General features: G+C 67.7%; 14 protein-coding genes. 8 read left to right on the top strand and 6 right to left on the bottom strand.

Annotated elements, in window-relative coordinates; all coding sequences use genetic code 11:
• Positions 1–132: 132 nt before the first annotated feature.
• Complete coding sequence (locus AC07NS_RS15910; RefSeq protein WP_494604738.1) at positions 133–1,467, top strand: spinster family MFS transporter; 1,335 nt, start codon at positions 133–135, stop codon at positions 1,465–1,467.
• 290 nt (positions 1,468–1,757) lie between these two features.
• Here AC07NS_RS15910 and AC07NS_RS15915 read toward each other — a convergent pair whose 3' ends face one another.
• Entirely contained in the window at positions 1,758–1,925 is a 168-nt protein-coding gene (locus AC07NS_RS15915; RefSeq protein WP_494604739.1) for a hypothetical protein, read from the bottom strand.
• 216 nt (positions 1,926–2,141) lie between these two features.
• Here AC07NS_RS15915 and AC07NS_RS15920 point away from each other — a divergent pair, with 216 nt between their 5' ends.
• From AC07NS_RS15920 to AC07NS_RS15940, 5 genes are all read left to right on the top strand, one after another.
• Entirely contained in the window at positions 2,142–3,665 is a 1,524-nt protein-coding gene (locus tag AC07NS_RS15920) for a spinster family MFS transporter (protein WP_494604740.1), read from the top strand.
• Between the two features lie 65 nt (positions 3,666–3,730).
• Positions 3,731–4,054, top strand: coding sequence for a hypothetical protein (locus AC07NS_RS15925; RefSeq protein ID WP_494604741.1), 324 nt, complete (start codon positions 3,731–3,733; stop codon positions 4,052–4,054).
• Between the two features lie 54 nt (positions 4,055–4,108).
• Positions 4,109–5,419: an adenylosuccinate lyase gene (gene purB / locus AC07NS_RS15930; RefSeq protein WP_494604743.1), complete on the top strand. Its 1,311-nt coding sequence runs from the start codon at positions 4,109–4,111 to the stop codon at positions 5,417–5,419.
• 5 nt (positions 5,420–5,424) lie between these two features.
• Positions 5,425–6,177, top strand: coding sequence for a 2OG-Fe(II) oxygenase (locus AC07NS_RS15935; protein ID WP_494604745.1), 753 nt, complete (start codon positions 5,425–5,427; stop codon positions 6,175–6,177).
• A 2-nt stretch (positions 6,178–6,179) separates the two neighbouring features.
• Complete coding sequence (locus tag AC07NS_RS15940) at positions 6,180–6,674, top strand: DNA-deoxyinosine glycosylase (protein ID WP_494604747.1); 495 nt, start codon at positions 6,180–6,182, stop codon at positions 6,672–6,674.
• Positions 6,675–6,810: 136 nt separating this feature from the next.
• On the opposite strand, the gene AC07NS_RS15945 is transcribed toward AC07NS_RS15940, so the two are convergent.
• The 3 genes from AC07NS_RS15945 to AC07NS_RS15955 all read right to left on the bottom strand — a co-directional run bounded on the left by AC07NS_RS15945 (position 6,811) and on the right by AC07NS_RS15955 (position 8,321).
• The gene (locus AC07NS_RS15945) at positions 6,811–7,176 is read right to left on the bottom strand and encodes a DUF1842 domain-containing protein (protein ID WP_494604749.1); all 366 of its coding nucleotides are present in this window, start codon (positions 7,174–7,176) and stop codon (positions 6,811–6,813) included.
• A 176-nt stretch (positions 7,177–7,352) separates the two neighbouring features.
• The gene (locus AC07NS_RS15950) at positions 7,353–7,775 is read right to left on the bottom strand and encodes a DUF1842 domain-containing protein (protein ID WP_110121473.1); all 423 of its coding nucleotides are present in this window, start codon (positions 7,773–7,775) and stop codon (positions 7,353–7,355) included.
• 228 nt (positions 7,776–8,003) lie between these two features.
• Positions 8,004–8,321, bottom strand: a complete 318-nt coding sequence (locus AC07NS_RS15955) for a DUF1476 domain-containing protein (protein WP_110121474.1) — start codon at positions 8,319–8,321, stop codon at positions 8,004–8,006.
• Between the two features lie 389 nt (positions 8,322–8,710).
• On the opposite strand from AC07NS_RS15955, the gene purC reads away from it, so the two are divergent.
• On the top strand, positions 8,711–9,466 hold the full coding sequence (gene purC / locus AC07NS_RS15960) for a phosphoribosylaminoimidazolesuccinocarboxamide synthase (protein ID WP_109454828.1): 756 nt from the start codon (positions 8,711–8,713) through the stop codon (positions 9,464–9,466).
• A 141-nt stretch (positions 9,467–9,607) separates the two neighbouring features.
• Positions 9,608–9,847: a phosphoribosylformylglycinamidine synthase subunit PurS gene (purS, locus tag AC07NS_RS15965; RefSeq protein ID WP_110121476.1), complete on the top strand. Its 240-nt coding sequence runs from the start codon at positions 9,608–9,610 to the stop codon at positions 9,845–9,847.
• Positions 9,848–10,098: 251 nt separating this feature from the next.
• On the opposite strand, the gene AC07NS_RS15970 is transcribed toward purS, so the two are convergent.
• Together AC07NS_RS15970 and AC07NS_RS15975 are read right to left on the bottom strand one after the other, a co-directional pair.
• Entirely contained in the window at positions 10,099–11,499 is a 1,401-nt protein-coding gene (locus AC07NS_RS15970; RefSeq protein WP_494604751.1) for an alkaline phosphatase PhoX, read from the bottom strand.
• Between the two features lie 160 nt (positions 11,500–11,659).
• Positions 11,660–14,452: a TonB-dependent receptor gene (locus AC07NS_RS15975; RefSeq protein ID WP_494604753.1), complete on the bottom strand. Its 2,793-nt coding sequence runs from the start codon at positions 14,450–14,452 to the stop codon at positions 11,660–11,662.
• Between the last annotated feature and the right edge of the window lie 79 nt (positions 14,453–14,531).

The raw sequence follows: 14,531 nt of genomic DNA on the forward strand, positions 1-14,531 counted from the left end.
CGGCCTAGAGCGCGCCAGGCGCGCTCGCTTCTGGAATTCAGAGCCTGCTAGCCGGCAGGCTCTGGTGTTCCGGCTTAGCGCGCGTCTACAGTCGCCTCAACGATTAGAACAAATGTTCGAGGGAGAGAGTCCATGGCGGAGACGGCTGCCCCGTCGCCTTTGATCGCCCCTGTGTCGAGCGGCTATCGCCGCTACGCCCTATGGGTGCTGCTGATCATCTACACGCTGAACTTCCTCGACCGGCAGGTGGTCAACATCCTGGCCGAGCCGATCAAGCGCGACCTGGGCCTGGCCGACTGGCAGCTGGGCATGATGACGGGCCTGGCCTTCGCGATCTTCTACACCGTGCTGGGCATCCCGATCGCACGGCTGGCCGAGCGCCGGAACCGGCCGCGGATCATCGCCGTCTCGATCCTGGCCTGGAGCGCCTTCACCCTGCTGTGCGGCCTGGCCCAGAACGTCTGGCAGCTGATCGCCGCCCGCATCGGGGTGGGCGTCGGCGAGGCCGGCTGCACCCCGCCGGCCCACTCGCTGATCACCGACTACGTCCCCAAGGAAAAGCGGGCCAGCGCCATCGCCTTCTATTCGATCGGCACCCCGCTGGGCACTCTGGCCGGCATGGCCATGGGAGGGCTGGTCGCCGACGCCTGGGGCTGGCGCGTGGCCTTCATGATCGCCGGCGCGCCGGGCGTGGTCTTCGCCCTGATCGCGGCCTTCACCCTGGTCGAGCCCCGCAAGCGCCTGGCCCGGGACCTGGCCGTCCGCGCCGCCCAGCCGATCGGCTTCGGCGCGGCCCTGGCGGTGCTGATGGCCAAGAAGACCTTCTGGCTGGTGGCCTTCGCCGCCTCGGTGAAGGCCTTCGTCGGCTATGGCCAGGCGCCGTTCATCGCCTCGTACTTCTTCCGGGTCCACGGCGCCGACATCGCCGCCCTGGCCGCCCAGTTCGGCCTGAAGTCGGCGGGTTTCCTCGGGCTCTCGCTCGGCCTGATCGGCGGCACGGCCGGCGTCGTCGGCGCCTGGCTGGGCGGACAGCTGGCCGACCGCCTGGGGGCCAAGGACGTGCGGGCCTACGTCACCGTTCCGGCCATCGCCTCGCTGGTGACCCTGCCGTTCTACATCGCCGTCGTCAGCCTCGACGCCGTGGGCGCGGCGATCCTGATCCTGGCCGTGCCGATGCTGCTGGGCACGCTGTGGTACGGGCCGGTCTATGCGACCACCCAGAGCATCGTGCCGGCCGAGATGCGGGCCACCGCCTCGGCCGTGCTGCTGTTCGTGATCAACCTGATCGGCCTGGGCCTCGGCCCCGTCGCCGTCGGCGCGCTCAGCGACGTGCTGGCGGGTCCGATCGGCCTGGGCGAAGCCCAGGGCGTGCGCTGGGCGCTGATCGTCTCGACGATGTTCGGCCTCGTCGCCTTCGCCCTGTTCTGGGCGGCGCGAAAGACGATCCGCGAGGACATGGTGGGGTAGATCCCCAAATCCTCCCCCTCTGGGGGAGGTGGCCCGAAGGGCCGGAGGGGGGACGGTTTCAGCTGCCGCAGGGCTGGCCATCCTCCCCGTAAAGTCCCCGCGAAAGCGGAACAACTGATCCCTCTCCCCTTGCGGGAGAGGGTGGCCTGCGAAGCAGGTCGGGTGAGGGGTCTCTCAGAACCCAACACCGCGTGCAGCGGTAAGGCCGGGCGGCAGCGTCCGATATCTGAGAGACCCCTCATCCGTCGGCCTTCGGCCGCCACCTTCTCCCGCAAGGGGAGAAGGATCGTTCAGGACCTCGGGAAGCAGTAGGCGAAGGGGTAACGGTCGGCGGGGACGCTCGCATCCCAGCGCTCCAGGGCCTTCATCGAGCGGGCGTGGTTGAAGGCGGCCAGCGGCACGATCTCGGCGCTGCGGGCGGGCGTTTCCTGACGTATCGGGCGGGGGGCGGCTTGCATGGGAGACCTCCGACGCGGCGGCCGTTCGAGCGGCCTTGTGTGACCCAGTAGGCGCTCGCCTTCCTGAACGTCCCCGACCCCGTTCGTTGTCTTAGGTTCATCCCCGCGCCGCAAAGCCGCCACCATTCCGAAGCTTCGAAAAGAGGGTGGCGCTCGCCCTGCCGTTGGGTCACAGTCCTCGCAAATAGAACAAACGTTTGAAGGGAGAGAGTCAGGATGGGCCAGGCGCGTGCGCCAGGCGGCGAGACGCCGCCCTATTCCAAGGGCTACGGCGGAGCGCCGCTCTATTCCAAAGGCTACAAGGCCTCGGTGCTGGCGCTGCTGCTGGCGACCTACACCTTCAACTTCATCGACCGCACGATCATCGCCACCATCGGCCAGGCCATCAAGGTCGACCTGCACCTCACCGACACCCAGCTGGGCCTGCTGGGCGGGCTCTATTTCGCCCTGCTCTACACCATCCTCGGTATTCCGATCGCTCGGCTGGCCGAGCGCTGGAACCGGGTGTCGATCATCTCGATCTCGCTGGTCATCTGGTCGGGCTTCACCGCCCTGTGCGGCACGGCGGCCAGCTTTGCGCAGCTGGCGCTCTACCGCTTCGGGGTGGGCGTCGGCGAGGCCGGCTGCTCGCCGCCCAGCCACTCGCTGATCAGCGACTACTACGCGCCCAAGCAGCGGGCCTCGGCCCTGTCGATCTACAGCTTCGGCATCCCGCTGGGCACGATGTTCGGCGCCGTCGCGGGCGGCTGGCTGGCCCAGGAGCTGAGCTGGCGGGCCGCCTTCGTCATCGTCGGCCTGCCGGGCATCCTGCTGGCCCTGCTGGTCAAGCTGGTGATCAAGGAGCCTCCGCGCGGTCATTCCGACGTGGTCGAGACGCCGCTGGAGCCCGAGGCCGTCATCCCCGCCGAACCGGCCAAACCCGCCTTCTCGCTGGCCAGGGAGTTTTCCGAACTGTGGGCCGTGACCAAGGTGCTGTTCGGCAAGTGGCCGGTGCTGCACATGGTGCTGGGGGTGACCATCGCCTCGTTCGGCTCCTACGGCTCGGGCGCGTTCGTGCCGCCCTATTTCGTCCGCGCCTTTGGATTGGGCCTGGCCCAGGTGGGTCTGATCGTCGGCCTGATCGGCGGCTTCTCGGCCGGGGTCGGCACCCTGGTGGGCGGCTTCCTCAGCGACTGGGCCGGCAAGCGCAGCGCCAAGTGGTACGCCCTGACCCCGGCCATCGGCCTGATCGTCTGTACGCCGATCTACATCGCCGCCTACCTGCAGACCGACTGGCAGATGACCGCCCTGATCCTGCTGATCCCCGGCGTCTTCCACTACGTCTATCTGGCCCCGACCTTCGGGGTGGTGCAGAACTCGGTGGAGCCGCGCCGGCGGGCCACGGCCACGGCCCTGCTGTTCTTCTTCCTCAACCTGATCGCCCTGGGCGGCGGGCCGGTGTTCACCGGCTGGCTGATCGACCACCTGGCCGGCTTCCACTTCAACCATCCGCAGGCCGGCGGCATCTTCGCCGCCCTCGGCGGCATGTTCTCGCCCGGCGCCGTCGACTTCGCGAGCGCCTGCCCCGGCGGGATCGCTCCCAAGGGCGCGCCGGTCGAGGCCGCCAAGGCCTGCGGCGCGGCCATGGCCCGCGCCACCCAGCAGGGGATCATCGTTTCCCTGTGCTTCTACGCCTGGGCCGGCGTCCACTACGCCCTGGCGGCGATCGGCATGGTCAAGCACATGAAGTCGCGGGGTTGAGACAGCGCGAGATGGCGGCGGGCTGGTTCGTTTCCATTCCGCCGCCCAGCCGCTAAGGTCGCACCATGCTCGAACGCTACCTACGCCTGCTGGGCGTCGCCGTCGCCGCTCTGCTCGTCAGCTGGATGACCCTGGGCGTGACCGACACCCTGATCTATGAAGACCAGCCGCCGGCCGGAACGCCCGGCGTGATCGAACGCGAGGTCAAGATCGAGGGACGCCGGCGAACCGTGCGCATGACCCCAACTCAGAACGCGGTGCGGCTGGCGGTCGAGAGCGTACAAGGCGTCGCCGGGCTGCTGATCTTCGCCATGGTCATCGGCCTGGCCTTCAACTGGCCGGGACTTGAGGAGCCTGGGAAGCGCCGCCGCCCCGGCGAACTGGCTTAAGTAATAACCCGCTTCCCTTGACTCCGCGGCCTCACGCGACGAAACCCCCCGCCCATGATCAGCCGCTACGCCCGCCCCGAAGCCGCCGCCATCTGGTCCAGCCAGACCAAGTACAAGATCTGGTTCGAGATCGAGGCCCACGCCGCCGACGCCATGGCCGAACTGGGGGTCATCCCCAAGCTCGCCGCCGAGACGATCTGGGAAAAGGGCCGCGACGCGGTCTGGGACAGCGACCGCATCGACGAGATCGAACGCATCACCAAGCACGACGTCATCGCCTTCCTGACCCACGTGTCGGAAATCGTCGGCCCCGAGGCCCGTTTCCTGCACCAGGGCATGACCTCGTCCGACGTGCTGGACACCTGCTTCGCCGTGCAGCTGTCGCGCGCCACCGATCTGCTGCTGGACGGCGTCGACCTCGTTCTCGCCGCCCTTAAGCGCCGCGCCCTCGAGCACAAGATGACCGTCTGCGTCGGTCGCAGCCACGGCATCCACGCCGAACCGATCACCTTCGGCCTGAAGCTGGCCGGCTACTACGCCGAGTTCCAGCGCGCCAAGGAGCGTCTGGCGATGGCCAAGTTCGAGATCGCCACCTGCGCGATCTCGGGCGCCGTCGGCACCTTCGCCAATGTCGATCCGCGCGTCGAACAGCACGTGGCCGACAAGATGGGCCTGGCCGTCGAGCCGGTCTCGACCCAGGTGATTCCGCGCGACCGTCACGCCGCCTATTTCGCCGCCCTGGGCGTCGTGGCCTCGTCGATCGAGCGCCTGGCCACCGAGATCCGCCACCTGCAGCGCACCGAAGTGCTGGAGGCCGAAGAGCCGTTCGATCCGGGCCAGAAGGGCTCGTCGGCCATGCCGCACAAGCGCAACCCGATCCTGACCGAGAACCTGACGGGCCTGGCTCGCCTGGTCCGCTCGGCCGTGGTGCCGGCCATGGAGAACGTCGCCCTCTGGCACGAGCGCGACATCAGCCACTCGTCGGTCGAGCGCGGCATCGGCCCGGACGCCACCATCCACCTCGACTTCGCCCTGCGCCGTCTGGCGGGCGTGATCGAGCGCTTCAACATCTATCCCGACAACATGGCCAAGAACCTCGACAAGCTCGGGGGCCTGGTGTTCTCGCAGCGGGTCATGCTGGCCCTGACGCACAAAGACGTGTCGCGCGAAGACGCCTACGCCGCCGTGCAGGGCAACGCCATGAAGGTGTGGCGCGGCGAAGGCCGCTTCCTCGACTTCCTGAAGGCCGACCCGGTGGTCTCCAAGGCCCTGACCGACGCCGAGCTCGAGGAGCTGTTCGACTTCGGCTACCACACCAAGAACGTCGACGTGATCTTCAAGCGCGTCTTCGGCGAACAGGCCTGAACCGCTTGAGCGAGCCGCCGATCCTTCGTCTGAACCCGGCGCTGGATCCGGCGGCCTTCGCGGCCGCCTATGCTCGCGACGGCGTGGTGCGGATCCCGGGGATCTTCGAGCCGGCCACGGCCGACGTCCTGGCGCGCATGCTCGAGCAGGGCATGAACTGGGACGTCATCTGCTCCACCGAGACCGGCAAGGCCGAGGTGCTGGACCGCGCGACGATCCAGAAGCTGGGCGCGGCCGGGGTCGGCGAGAAGCTCAAGGCCGCCACCCTGCGGGCCCGTAACGGCTTCGCCTACGTCTATCTCGGCTATCCGATGATCAGCGCCTATCTGAAGGGGCGCGACCCGGGCCACCCGATCCACGACCTGACCGACTTCCTCAACAGCCCCGAGATGATCGCCTTCGGGGCGGCGGTGATCGGCGAGACCGGCATCACCAAGCTCGACGCCCAGGCGACCCTCTACCGGCCTGGCGACTTCCTCACCCGCCACGACGACACCGGCGAGGGCGACCGGCGGGCGGCCTACACCATCAGCCTGACCCGCGAATGGCGCAGCGACTGGGGCGGCCAGCTCCTGTTCCACGACGGCGAGGGCGACATCGAGCGCGGCTTCGCCCCGGCCTTCAACGTGATGACCATCTTCAAGGTGCCCCGCCAGCATTCGGTGGCCCCCGTCGCGCCCTATGCCGGCGCGCCGCGGCTGATGGTGACCGGCTGGCTGAAGGACAGCCCGCCGTCGGGCACGCCGCGGGGACAATGACCATGGAGGCGGGGCGCAAACGCGGTTTCCCGCCGGTGGTCGACGCCGACACCCGCCTGCTGGTGCTGGGCGCCCTGCCCGGCGATGCCTCGCTGGCGGCCCGGCAGTACTACGGCAACCCGCGCAACGGCTTCTGGCGGCTGATGGGCGCGGTGATCGACCGAGACCTGGTCTCCCTGGCCTATGAGGATCGCCTGAACGCCTTGCGCACGGCGGGCGTCGGCCTTTGGGACGTCCACGCCGAGGCCGAACGGGCCGGCAGCCTGGACTCCGCCATCCGCAACGCCGCCGACAACGACCTGCGCGCGCTCGTCGCCGAACTGCCGCGCCTGCGCGCCGTGGGCTTCAACGGCGGCCGGTCGGCCAAGATCGCCACGCCGCAGCTGGCGGGATCGGGCCTGGCCCTGGTCCCCCTGCCCTCGTCCAGTCCGGCCTATGCGGCGATGGGCTTCGAGGCCAAGCGCGAGACATGGCTGGGGCTGAGGGCGTGGCTCTAGGACCCTTCCCCTGAAGGGGGAGGTGTCGGCGAAGCCGACGGAGGGGGAAGTCGTTGCGATGTCGGCAATCGCCTCGAAAGCTGAAAACGCCCCCCCTCCGGCGCTTCGCGCCACCTCCCCCAGAGGGGGAGGATTTTTACCCCTCTGCCTTCACCGGCACGTTCTGGACGTGGGTCTGGAGGTAGTCGAACCGGCCCGTGCCGCTCCAGTCGTCGCCGACCGACAGCACGGCGGTGAAGTCGGCCCGCGGCTGGCCGGCGGGCGTGAACTGGCCGCTCAGCGAGATCTGCCGGCCCTGCTCAGCCGGGCCGACCTCGCCCGCGACCTCGAACCGGTGCCGGCCGCCGATCACCGCCTGATTGATCTCGGCCGCGCCGTTGACGCCGGCGCCGTCGATCTGCAGCTCCAGCCGCAGGATCGGCGCGCCGGGCATGCCCAACCGGCCCACGATCAGCTGGATCGCGACCGCAGCCTCGCCGCACACCTCGACGTCGTCCGCCATTTCGTTTCCCCCGAACGCGTGCGGCGGCCCCCTGCCCCGCCCCGACGTTCGGCCGCGAACCTAGGACCACGCTGTCGCGTGCACCGTGCGATTTCGCACAACGCCGGCTCACGAATAGAAAAGGCCCGGCCGGCGCAGCGCCGGACCGGGCCTCGTCTCATCGCGTCAGGCCGACCTCAGCCGACGTTCTTCACCGGCACGTTGTCGACGTGGGTGTTGAGGTAGTCGAAGCCGCCGTGGCCGTTCCAGCTCTTGTCGACCACGAGGCCGGCGCGGAACTGCACCAGGAACGCGCCGATGGCGGGCGGCGGCACACTGGCCACGAACTGGCCGTGCAGCGCGACCAGCAGCTGATCCTGGCCGAAGCCGGTGTGGTAGATGTTGCCCTGCACCGGGAAGCGGTGCTGGCCGCCGATGATCGCCTGGTTGATCTCGGCGATGCCGCTGACATGGCCCGAGGGCGCGTCGACGGTCAGGGCCAGGCTGACGATCGGAGCGCCGGGCGTGCCGACGTTACCGACCACGAGCTTGACCAGATAAAGCCCGACCGGGCTGATTTCGGTGGTTTGGGAGTGCAGGTTGCCGACGTCGTCAGCCATGTGTCGTCCTCCGATTTAGCGGGACGGTCGCTTGGCCGCCGCCCCGTCTTTCGACGATGCGCCTGCCGGGCGAATTCGCCGCCCGATAAAGCCTGAGGACGATTTCAGATTTTCGACAACCTTAAGGTGTTCATTTTCACAGAACGGCGATAGCGCAAAAGAAAAGGCCCGGCCGGTGCGAACCGGGCCGGGCCTCTTCGTTTTTGCCACCTCGAAAGGCGGCGCGGCTTATTCGCCCGAGCGGATCTGCTCGCGGGCGAAGGCCAGCAGCTCAGCCATCTTCATGCGGACCTCGCCTTCCGACACGGCCACGCCCGAGCCCTTCAGGTCTTCGAAGACCTTGCGGACCACGTCGTCGTCGCCCGGCTGTTCGAAGTCGGACTTGACCACGGCGCGGGCGTATTCCTCGACCGTGGCGAGGCCCATCAGGCCGGCGGCCCATTCGCCGACCAGGCGGTTACGGCGAGCGGTGGCCTTGAACTCCAGCTCCTGGTCGTTCGCGAACTTGCGTTCGAAAGCCTGCTCGCGGTCGTCGAAGGTCGTCATGAAAGCCCCAAGTTTTCCGAAACGCCTCCGCCGATGGGTTGCAACCCAGGGCGGTAGAGCGGCGATCCAGTGTAAGAGAGTAGATCGGTTTCGTCCCGTGCGAACATAGGGTGTCCGCGAGGCGAAGTGGTTCTTGTGGCGGCTCCATATCCCGTGGCGAGGCGGGGGGCAATCGCCCGCGTCGCCGCAGGGCGAAGGTTTACCACGATGGCAGGCCACGTTTGCGCCAAAGGCCGCCTTCGAGTAGGTTCCAACGGACATTTTTCAGTGAGCGGCCTTGAGTCGAACGCCGCGCGCAGCTATCCGCCGCGCGCGCTTTTCGTTTCTCCAGGAGTCCTTACCGGGCTAGGGCGGCGCGCTTATTCGCAGGAAGGGCCTCGACGAGAGCCATGACCCGTCGCAAGAAGATCTACGAAGGCAAGGCCAAGATCCTGTACGAGGGCCCCGAGCCCGGCACGCTGATCCAGTACTTCAAGGACGACGCCACCGCCTTCAACGGCGAGAAGAAGGCCCAGCTGGAAGGCAAGGGCGTCATCAACAACCGCATCAGCGAGTACATCATGACTCGCCTGAACGCGATCGGCGTGCAGAACCACTTCATCCGCCGCCTGAACCTGCGCGAGCAGCTGATCAAGGAAGTCGAGATCGTTCCGCTGGAAGTCGTCGTGCGCAACATCGCCGCCGGCTCGATCGCCACGCGCCTGGGCCTGACCGAAGGCCAGCCGCTGCCGCGCTCGATCATCGAGTTCTACTACAAGGAAGACAAGCTCAACGACCCGATGGTGTCGGAAGAGCACATCACCGCGTTCAACTGGGCCGCCACCCAGGAGATCGACGACATGATGGCCATGGCCCTGCGGGTGAACGACTATCTGTCGGGCCTGTTCAGCGGCGTCGGCATCACGCTGGTGGACTTCAAGATCGAGTTCGGCCGCATCTACGAGGGCGACTTCTCGCGGATCATCCTGGCCGACGAGATCAGCCCCGACAGCTGCCGCCTGTGGGACGCCGCCACCAACGAGAAGCTGGACAAGGACCGCTTCCGTCGCGACCTCGGCAACGTCATCGAGAGCTATACCGAAGTGGCCCGCCGCCTCGGCATCATGAAGGAAATGCCCACCGTCATCCAAGGCGGCGTGCACTAAGTCATTTTTGATCCTCCCCCTGGAGGGGGAGGTGTCGCCGGAGGCGACGGAGGGGGAAGATCCCGATCGCCGTGGACGGGCTCACGCCCCCTCCACCGCTTCGCGGTCCCCCTCCCCCGCTTCGCGAGGGAGGAATCTATAGTGAAAGCCACTGTCCACGTGTTCCTGAAGCCCGGCGTGCTCGACGTCCAGGGCAAGGCCGTCGAGAACGCCCTGCATGGCCTGGGCTGGCCGTCGGTGAAGGACGCCCGCGTCGGCCGCGTCATCGAGTTCGACCTCGATGCGACCGACGCCGAGGCCGCCAAGACCGAGGTCAAGGCCATGTGCGAGAAGCTGCTGGCCAACACGGTCATCGAAAGCTACCGCATCGACATCGCCTAAGAGGCTGGGCCTTAAGGCGTATGCAATTGGAAAGGGGCGGCTGATCCAGCCGCCCCTTTTTCTTGTCCTAGACGGATCGACAGTCAGCCGTTCGCGATCTTCAAATCCGAGCATCCCCGCGAAGGCGGGGATCCAAGCTGGCTGTCAGGATGAGGCCCGGCCGTGGATCACCCGCGGACTCGGCTTGGGTCCCCGCCTTCGCGGGGATGCTCGGTGGAAAATGAGCCAAGGCCGATGGATGTCGGCCCGCCCTACACCTTCGCCGAAGCCCATGGCCCCGAGATCGCCACCGTGATCCCCGGGTTCTGGATGTTGACGAACAGCGTCGTCCCGTCGGGCGAGAAGCAGGCGCCGGCCAGTTCCGAATTGCCCGGAAAGACGTTGCGGCCCAGCGTGTAGACCTTGCCGTCCGGCGTCACGCCGCGCAGGTGGTTGCGCAGGGTCTCCGAATAGCGGTCCTCGCAGACGATGACGTGGCCCCAGGGGGCGACCACCAAGTTGTCGGCGTAGTCGAGCACGCGGCCGTTGCCGCTTTCCACGAAGAGCTGCAGGCGGCCCGGCTGGTCGGCCTCGCCCGCCTGCCCCTCGAGGGCGCTGGGCACGTAGCGGAACAGCTGGCCCGCCCCGATCGGCCCGCCCGAGGTGCAGGCGAAGTAGAGCTCGCCCTGGCCGAAATAGAGCCCCTCGCCCCGGCAGAAGATCGCCGCGCCGGCCTTGTGCCCGCGGCGGCGGATGTCGTCATGCGGGTTGTCGACGCCGTCGAGGTCGATCCAACGCACGGTCTTCCAGCTGCGCGGCGGGAAAGACTTCTCGACCTGATTGCGGGTGTCGCCGCCTTCGGGGGTTTCCACGAGACCCAGGGCCTGCAAGCGCCCGCCGGCCGCCAAGTTCCTGCGGTCGTTGGGCAGGAAGCGGTAGAACAGGCCGTCGGCCACGTCCTCGGTCATGTAGACCACGCCGGTGCGCGGATCGATGCAGGCGGCCTCGTGCTGAAAACGGCCCATGGCGGTCAGCGCCACCGGTTCGACCAGGCCGACATGGGCGCTGGGCACCTCGAAGACGTAGCCGTGGCTCTTGCCCACCTCGAGGCCGGCGTCGAGCGTGGTCTCCTCGCAGCTCAGCCACGAGCCCCAGGGCGTGACGCCGCCGCAGCAGTTGATGATCGTGCCGGCCAGGCTCAGGTGCTGGCGCTCGGTCTGGCCGGTCCGCAGATTGTAGAGCTGGGTCGTCGTGCCGCCAGCCAGCGGCAGGTCGCCGTTGTGGAAGTCCCAGACCTTCGAACGGTCCACCTTGTCGACATAGCGCATGCCCAGGCCGTAGGGGCCGTAGTCGTGGTCGGTGACCGAAAGCTCGTGGTTGCGCACCAGCAGCACCCGGTCGGCGTCGACGCCGAAGCAGCCCATGCCGTCGCCCTTGCCCGGCACCAGCAGGCCGTCGCTCATGGTCTCGCCGACCTGGGCGATGACGCGGTAGCGGAAGCCCCTGGGCAGGTCGAGCATGCCCTTGGGATCAGGGATCAGCGGGCCATAACCCTCGACCTCGTTGAGATAGGTCTCCAGCTCGGGCGCCTCGTCCTGGGCGCGCGCGGAGAAGCCGGAGAACGCCAGGCTGGTGGCGGCCGCGCCGAGGAAGAGCCTGCGGGAAAGAGCCATTTGAACCACCTCGTCGAGTCCGCGAACGGACTATCTTTCATGTTTCGATGACGCCGCCGCGACGGCGGGTCGGCAGTAGGATCGGCCCGCCGGACGGGAGGGGTCCGGCGGGCCTGGTTCCAGGCGTCTGGGGAACGGCGACGCCTGGAAGGTCTCGTCGCTAGAAGGTCTTCTTGAAGGTCAGCAGGGTGGTGCGGCCGGAGTCGACCACGTCCGACAGGGCCAGGCTGTGCTCGCCGATGTGCGACCAGTAGCTGTAGTCCTTCAGCAGGTTGGCCACCGACAGATCGACCTTGAAGCCGTTGTCGAAGGCGTAGCCGACGTGCAGGTCGACGCTGCGCAGCGGACGGACCCACAGGTTGTCCCACTGGCCGGCCTGGTCGAGCACGTCGTACGAGGCCAGGTACGCGCCGGTGTAGTGGTAGATCAGGTCCACGCTCAGGCCACCGCGCTGGTAGAACAGTTGGGCGTCGGCCAGCCAGTCGGGGGCGTTCTGGATGCGGTTGTCGATCCCGTCGCCCAGGTCGACGCTGGTCCACTGGCGGGTGACGTTGACCCCCGCGCCGAGGCCGCTGAGCAGGCCCGGCAGTTCGGTGAACTTCTGGCGCAGCTGCAGTTCCAGGCCGTAGACGTCGCCGTCGCCGCCGTTGGTCGGCTGGCTGATCGTGGTCTTGCCCTCGGTGTAGGTGTCGGAATTCACCGAGCTGGAGCCGTTGTCGTACATGTAGTCCGACAGGCGCTTGTAGAAGGCGCCGACCATGGCGTAACCGCCCTTGCCGCTGCTCCACTCGCCCGACAGGTCGAGGTTGATGGCGCGGATCGGCTTCAGGTCGGGATTGCCGCGGGTGATGGTGACGTTGCCGTCGTCGCCCACCTGCCGCCGCTCGCCGCCGGCCAGCTGGACGAAGGCCGGGCGGGTGTAGGACGTCCACACCGAGCCGCGATAGACGCTGGCGTCGCTGGGACGCCAGGTGACGAACACGCTGGGCAGCACCTCGTTGTACTCGGTGCTGTTGAAGCCCCACGAGCCGGTCTGCTCGCCGGCGCTGGTGGTCGGGATCACCCAGTAGGTGTTGTCGATCTTGGTGTGCTCGTAGCGCAGGCCCGGAACCACCTCGACGTCGCCGAAGCGGTAGTTGGCCATGGCGTAGACCGAGGCCACCGCCTCGTCGCCCTTCTGGGTGTTGCAGTTCATGTTGTTGACGAAGTTCGACCCGCAGGTGTCGAAGCTGGCGGCCGTCTTGTACTTGTAGAAGTAGTCGACCAGCGCCTGGTGGTTCACCTTCGGCACGCGCCAGGTGTACTCGCCCGGGAACACCTGGTCGTAATAGCCGGTGGCGATGCCGAGACTCGCCCAGGTGACGCCGGCCTGGCCCAGCAGGTTGGCGAAGTGGTCGTTGGTCCAGTCGCGGTTGGTCACCCGGCGGTGGCTGTCGACGTACTTGCCGCCCAGCTTGATCCACTGCAGCGCCCCGCCCTCGAACACCCGCTTGGCGTCGAACTTGAAGCCGTACTTCTCCTGGCCGCTGTACTGCTCGGTCAGCTGGCCGGCGCGACGCGCCAGCAGCGCGGTGTTGGCGTTGTTGAGGGTGTCGTAGATGGCCTGGGTGAACAGAGGCCGGGGCAGGTTGTCGGAATAACCCATCGACAGGCCGCCATAGGCCAGGTTGGAGCCGCTGTTGTAGTTGTCACTCTGGTTGATGCGGACCGAGGCCTCGATGTGGTCGGGGCGGTCGTTGTCGCCCTCGCTGTAGAAGACCTGCGGCGACAGGGTCCAGGCGCCCAGGGTCTTGTCCAGGCCCAGCTGCACCGTGCCGAGGTCGGCCTCTTCGGGGTTGGTCTCGTACCAGACGCGGGTCGAGATGGCGTCGACGCTGAGATTGTAGCGGCCGCTGCCGGCGACGGTTTCCTTGTAGCTCTTGCTGGCGCTGACGAACTGGCTGAGCGTCGAGTTCTGCTCGGTCTTGGCGAAGGCGTAGGAGCTGCGCAGATAGGCCTTCAGCGTGTCGTCCGGACGCCATTCCAGCGTGAAATTGCCGCCCCAGCGCTCGGTATAGCCGTTGGAGACGCCGACGTTCAGGCCGGTCTGGGTGATGTTCTTCTCGGGATCCAGGCCCGGATAGCTGTTGCCGGCCGCGTCCTTGACCAGATAACCCCAGCCGCCGTCGTTGGTGGCGGCCATGACGCCGGCCATCTCGCTGTTGGCGTAGCTGCGCTTGTCATAGAAGGCGCTGGCGTAGACGCCGAAGCTCTGGTCGGGACCGAAGCGATGGGCCCACTCGGCCGACAGGCCGCCGCCCAGGCCTTCGTCGCCATAGTCGCGGGCGCGGCTCTCGATGCGGCCCGAGGCGGTGATCGAGCCGTTGAAGTCGTCACGGAAGTCGAAGGCCGAGGGCGTGCGGAAATCGACCGTGCCGCCGATGGCGTCGCCGTCCATGTCGGCGGTCGAGGTCTTGTTCAGCACGATGGTGTGCAGGCCCGACGGCGGCAGCAGGGAGAGCTGCACCTGGCGGCTGTAGGGCATGCCCTGGGCCACGGTGACGCCGTTGATCATGTTGACATTGAACTCGGCGTTCAGGCCGCGGATCGAGACGAACATGCCCTCGCCGCGCGAGGCGCCGTCGATGCCGCCGAAGAACGACGAGCCGGTGTTCATGACGTTGACGCTGGGCATCATGCCCAGGGCCTCGGCCACGTTGTGCACGGCCGTGTGCTCCAGATCCTCGGCCGACAGCACCGAGACGGCCGTGGCGGCCTTCAGCTGAGCCTGGGCGGCGTCGTTGCGGTTGGCGACGATGACCACCGAGTCGATCTCGGTGGGATCGGCGGCGGCCGTCTCGGCGGCTTGCGCCTGGGTGCCGGCGGCCACGGCCGCGCCCAGGACGGCGCTGGCCAGCAGGGCGCGCTTGAAGCGGCGCGGCGCGGCAAGGCGCGAAAGGTTGAAACTTTGCATGAGGCCCCTCTCGACGTCGCATCGGGCGACGGGGGGCCTAGTACGGGGGGCGCAACAAGATTCTGTGACAATTCTGCGG

This window comes from Caulobacter sp. GW821-FHT10A10 (genome assembly GCF_059415745.1).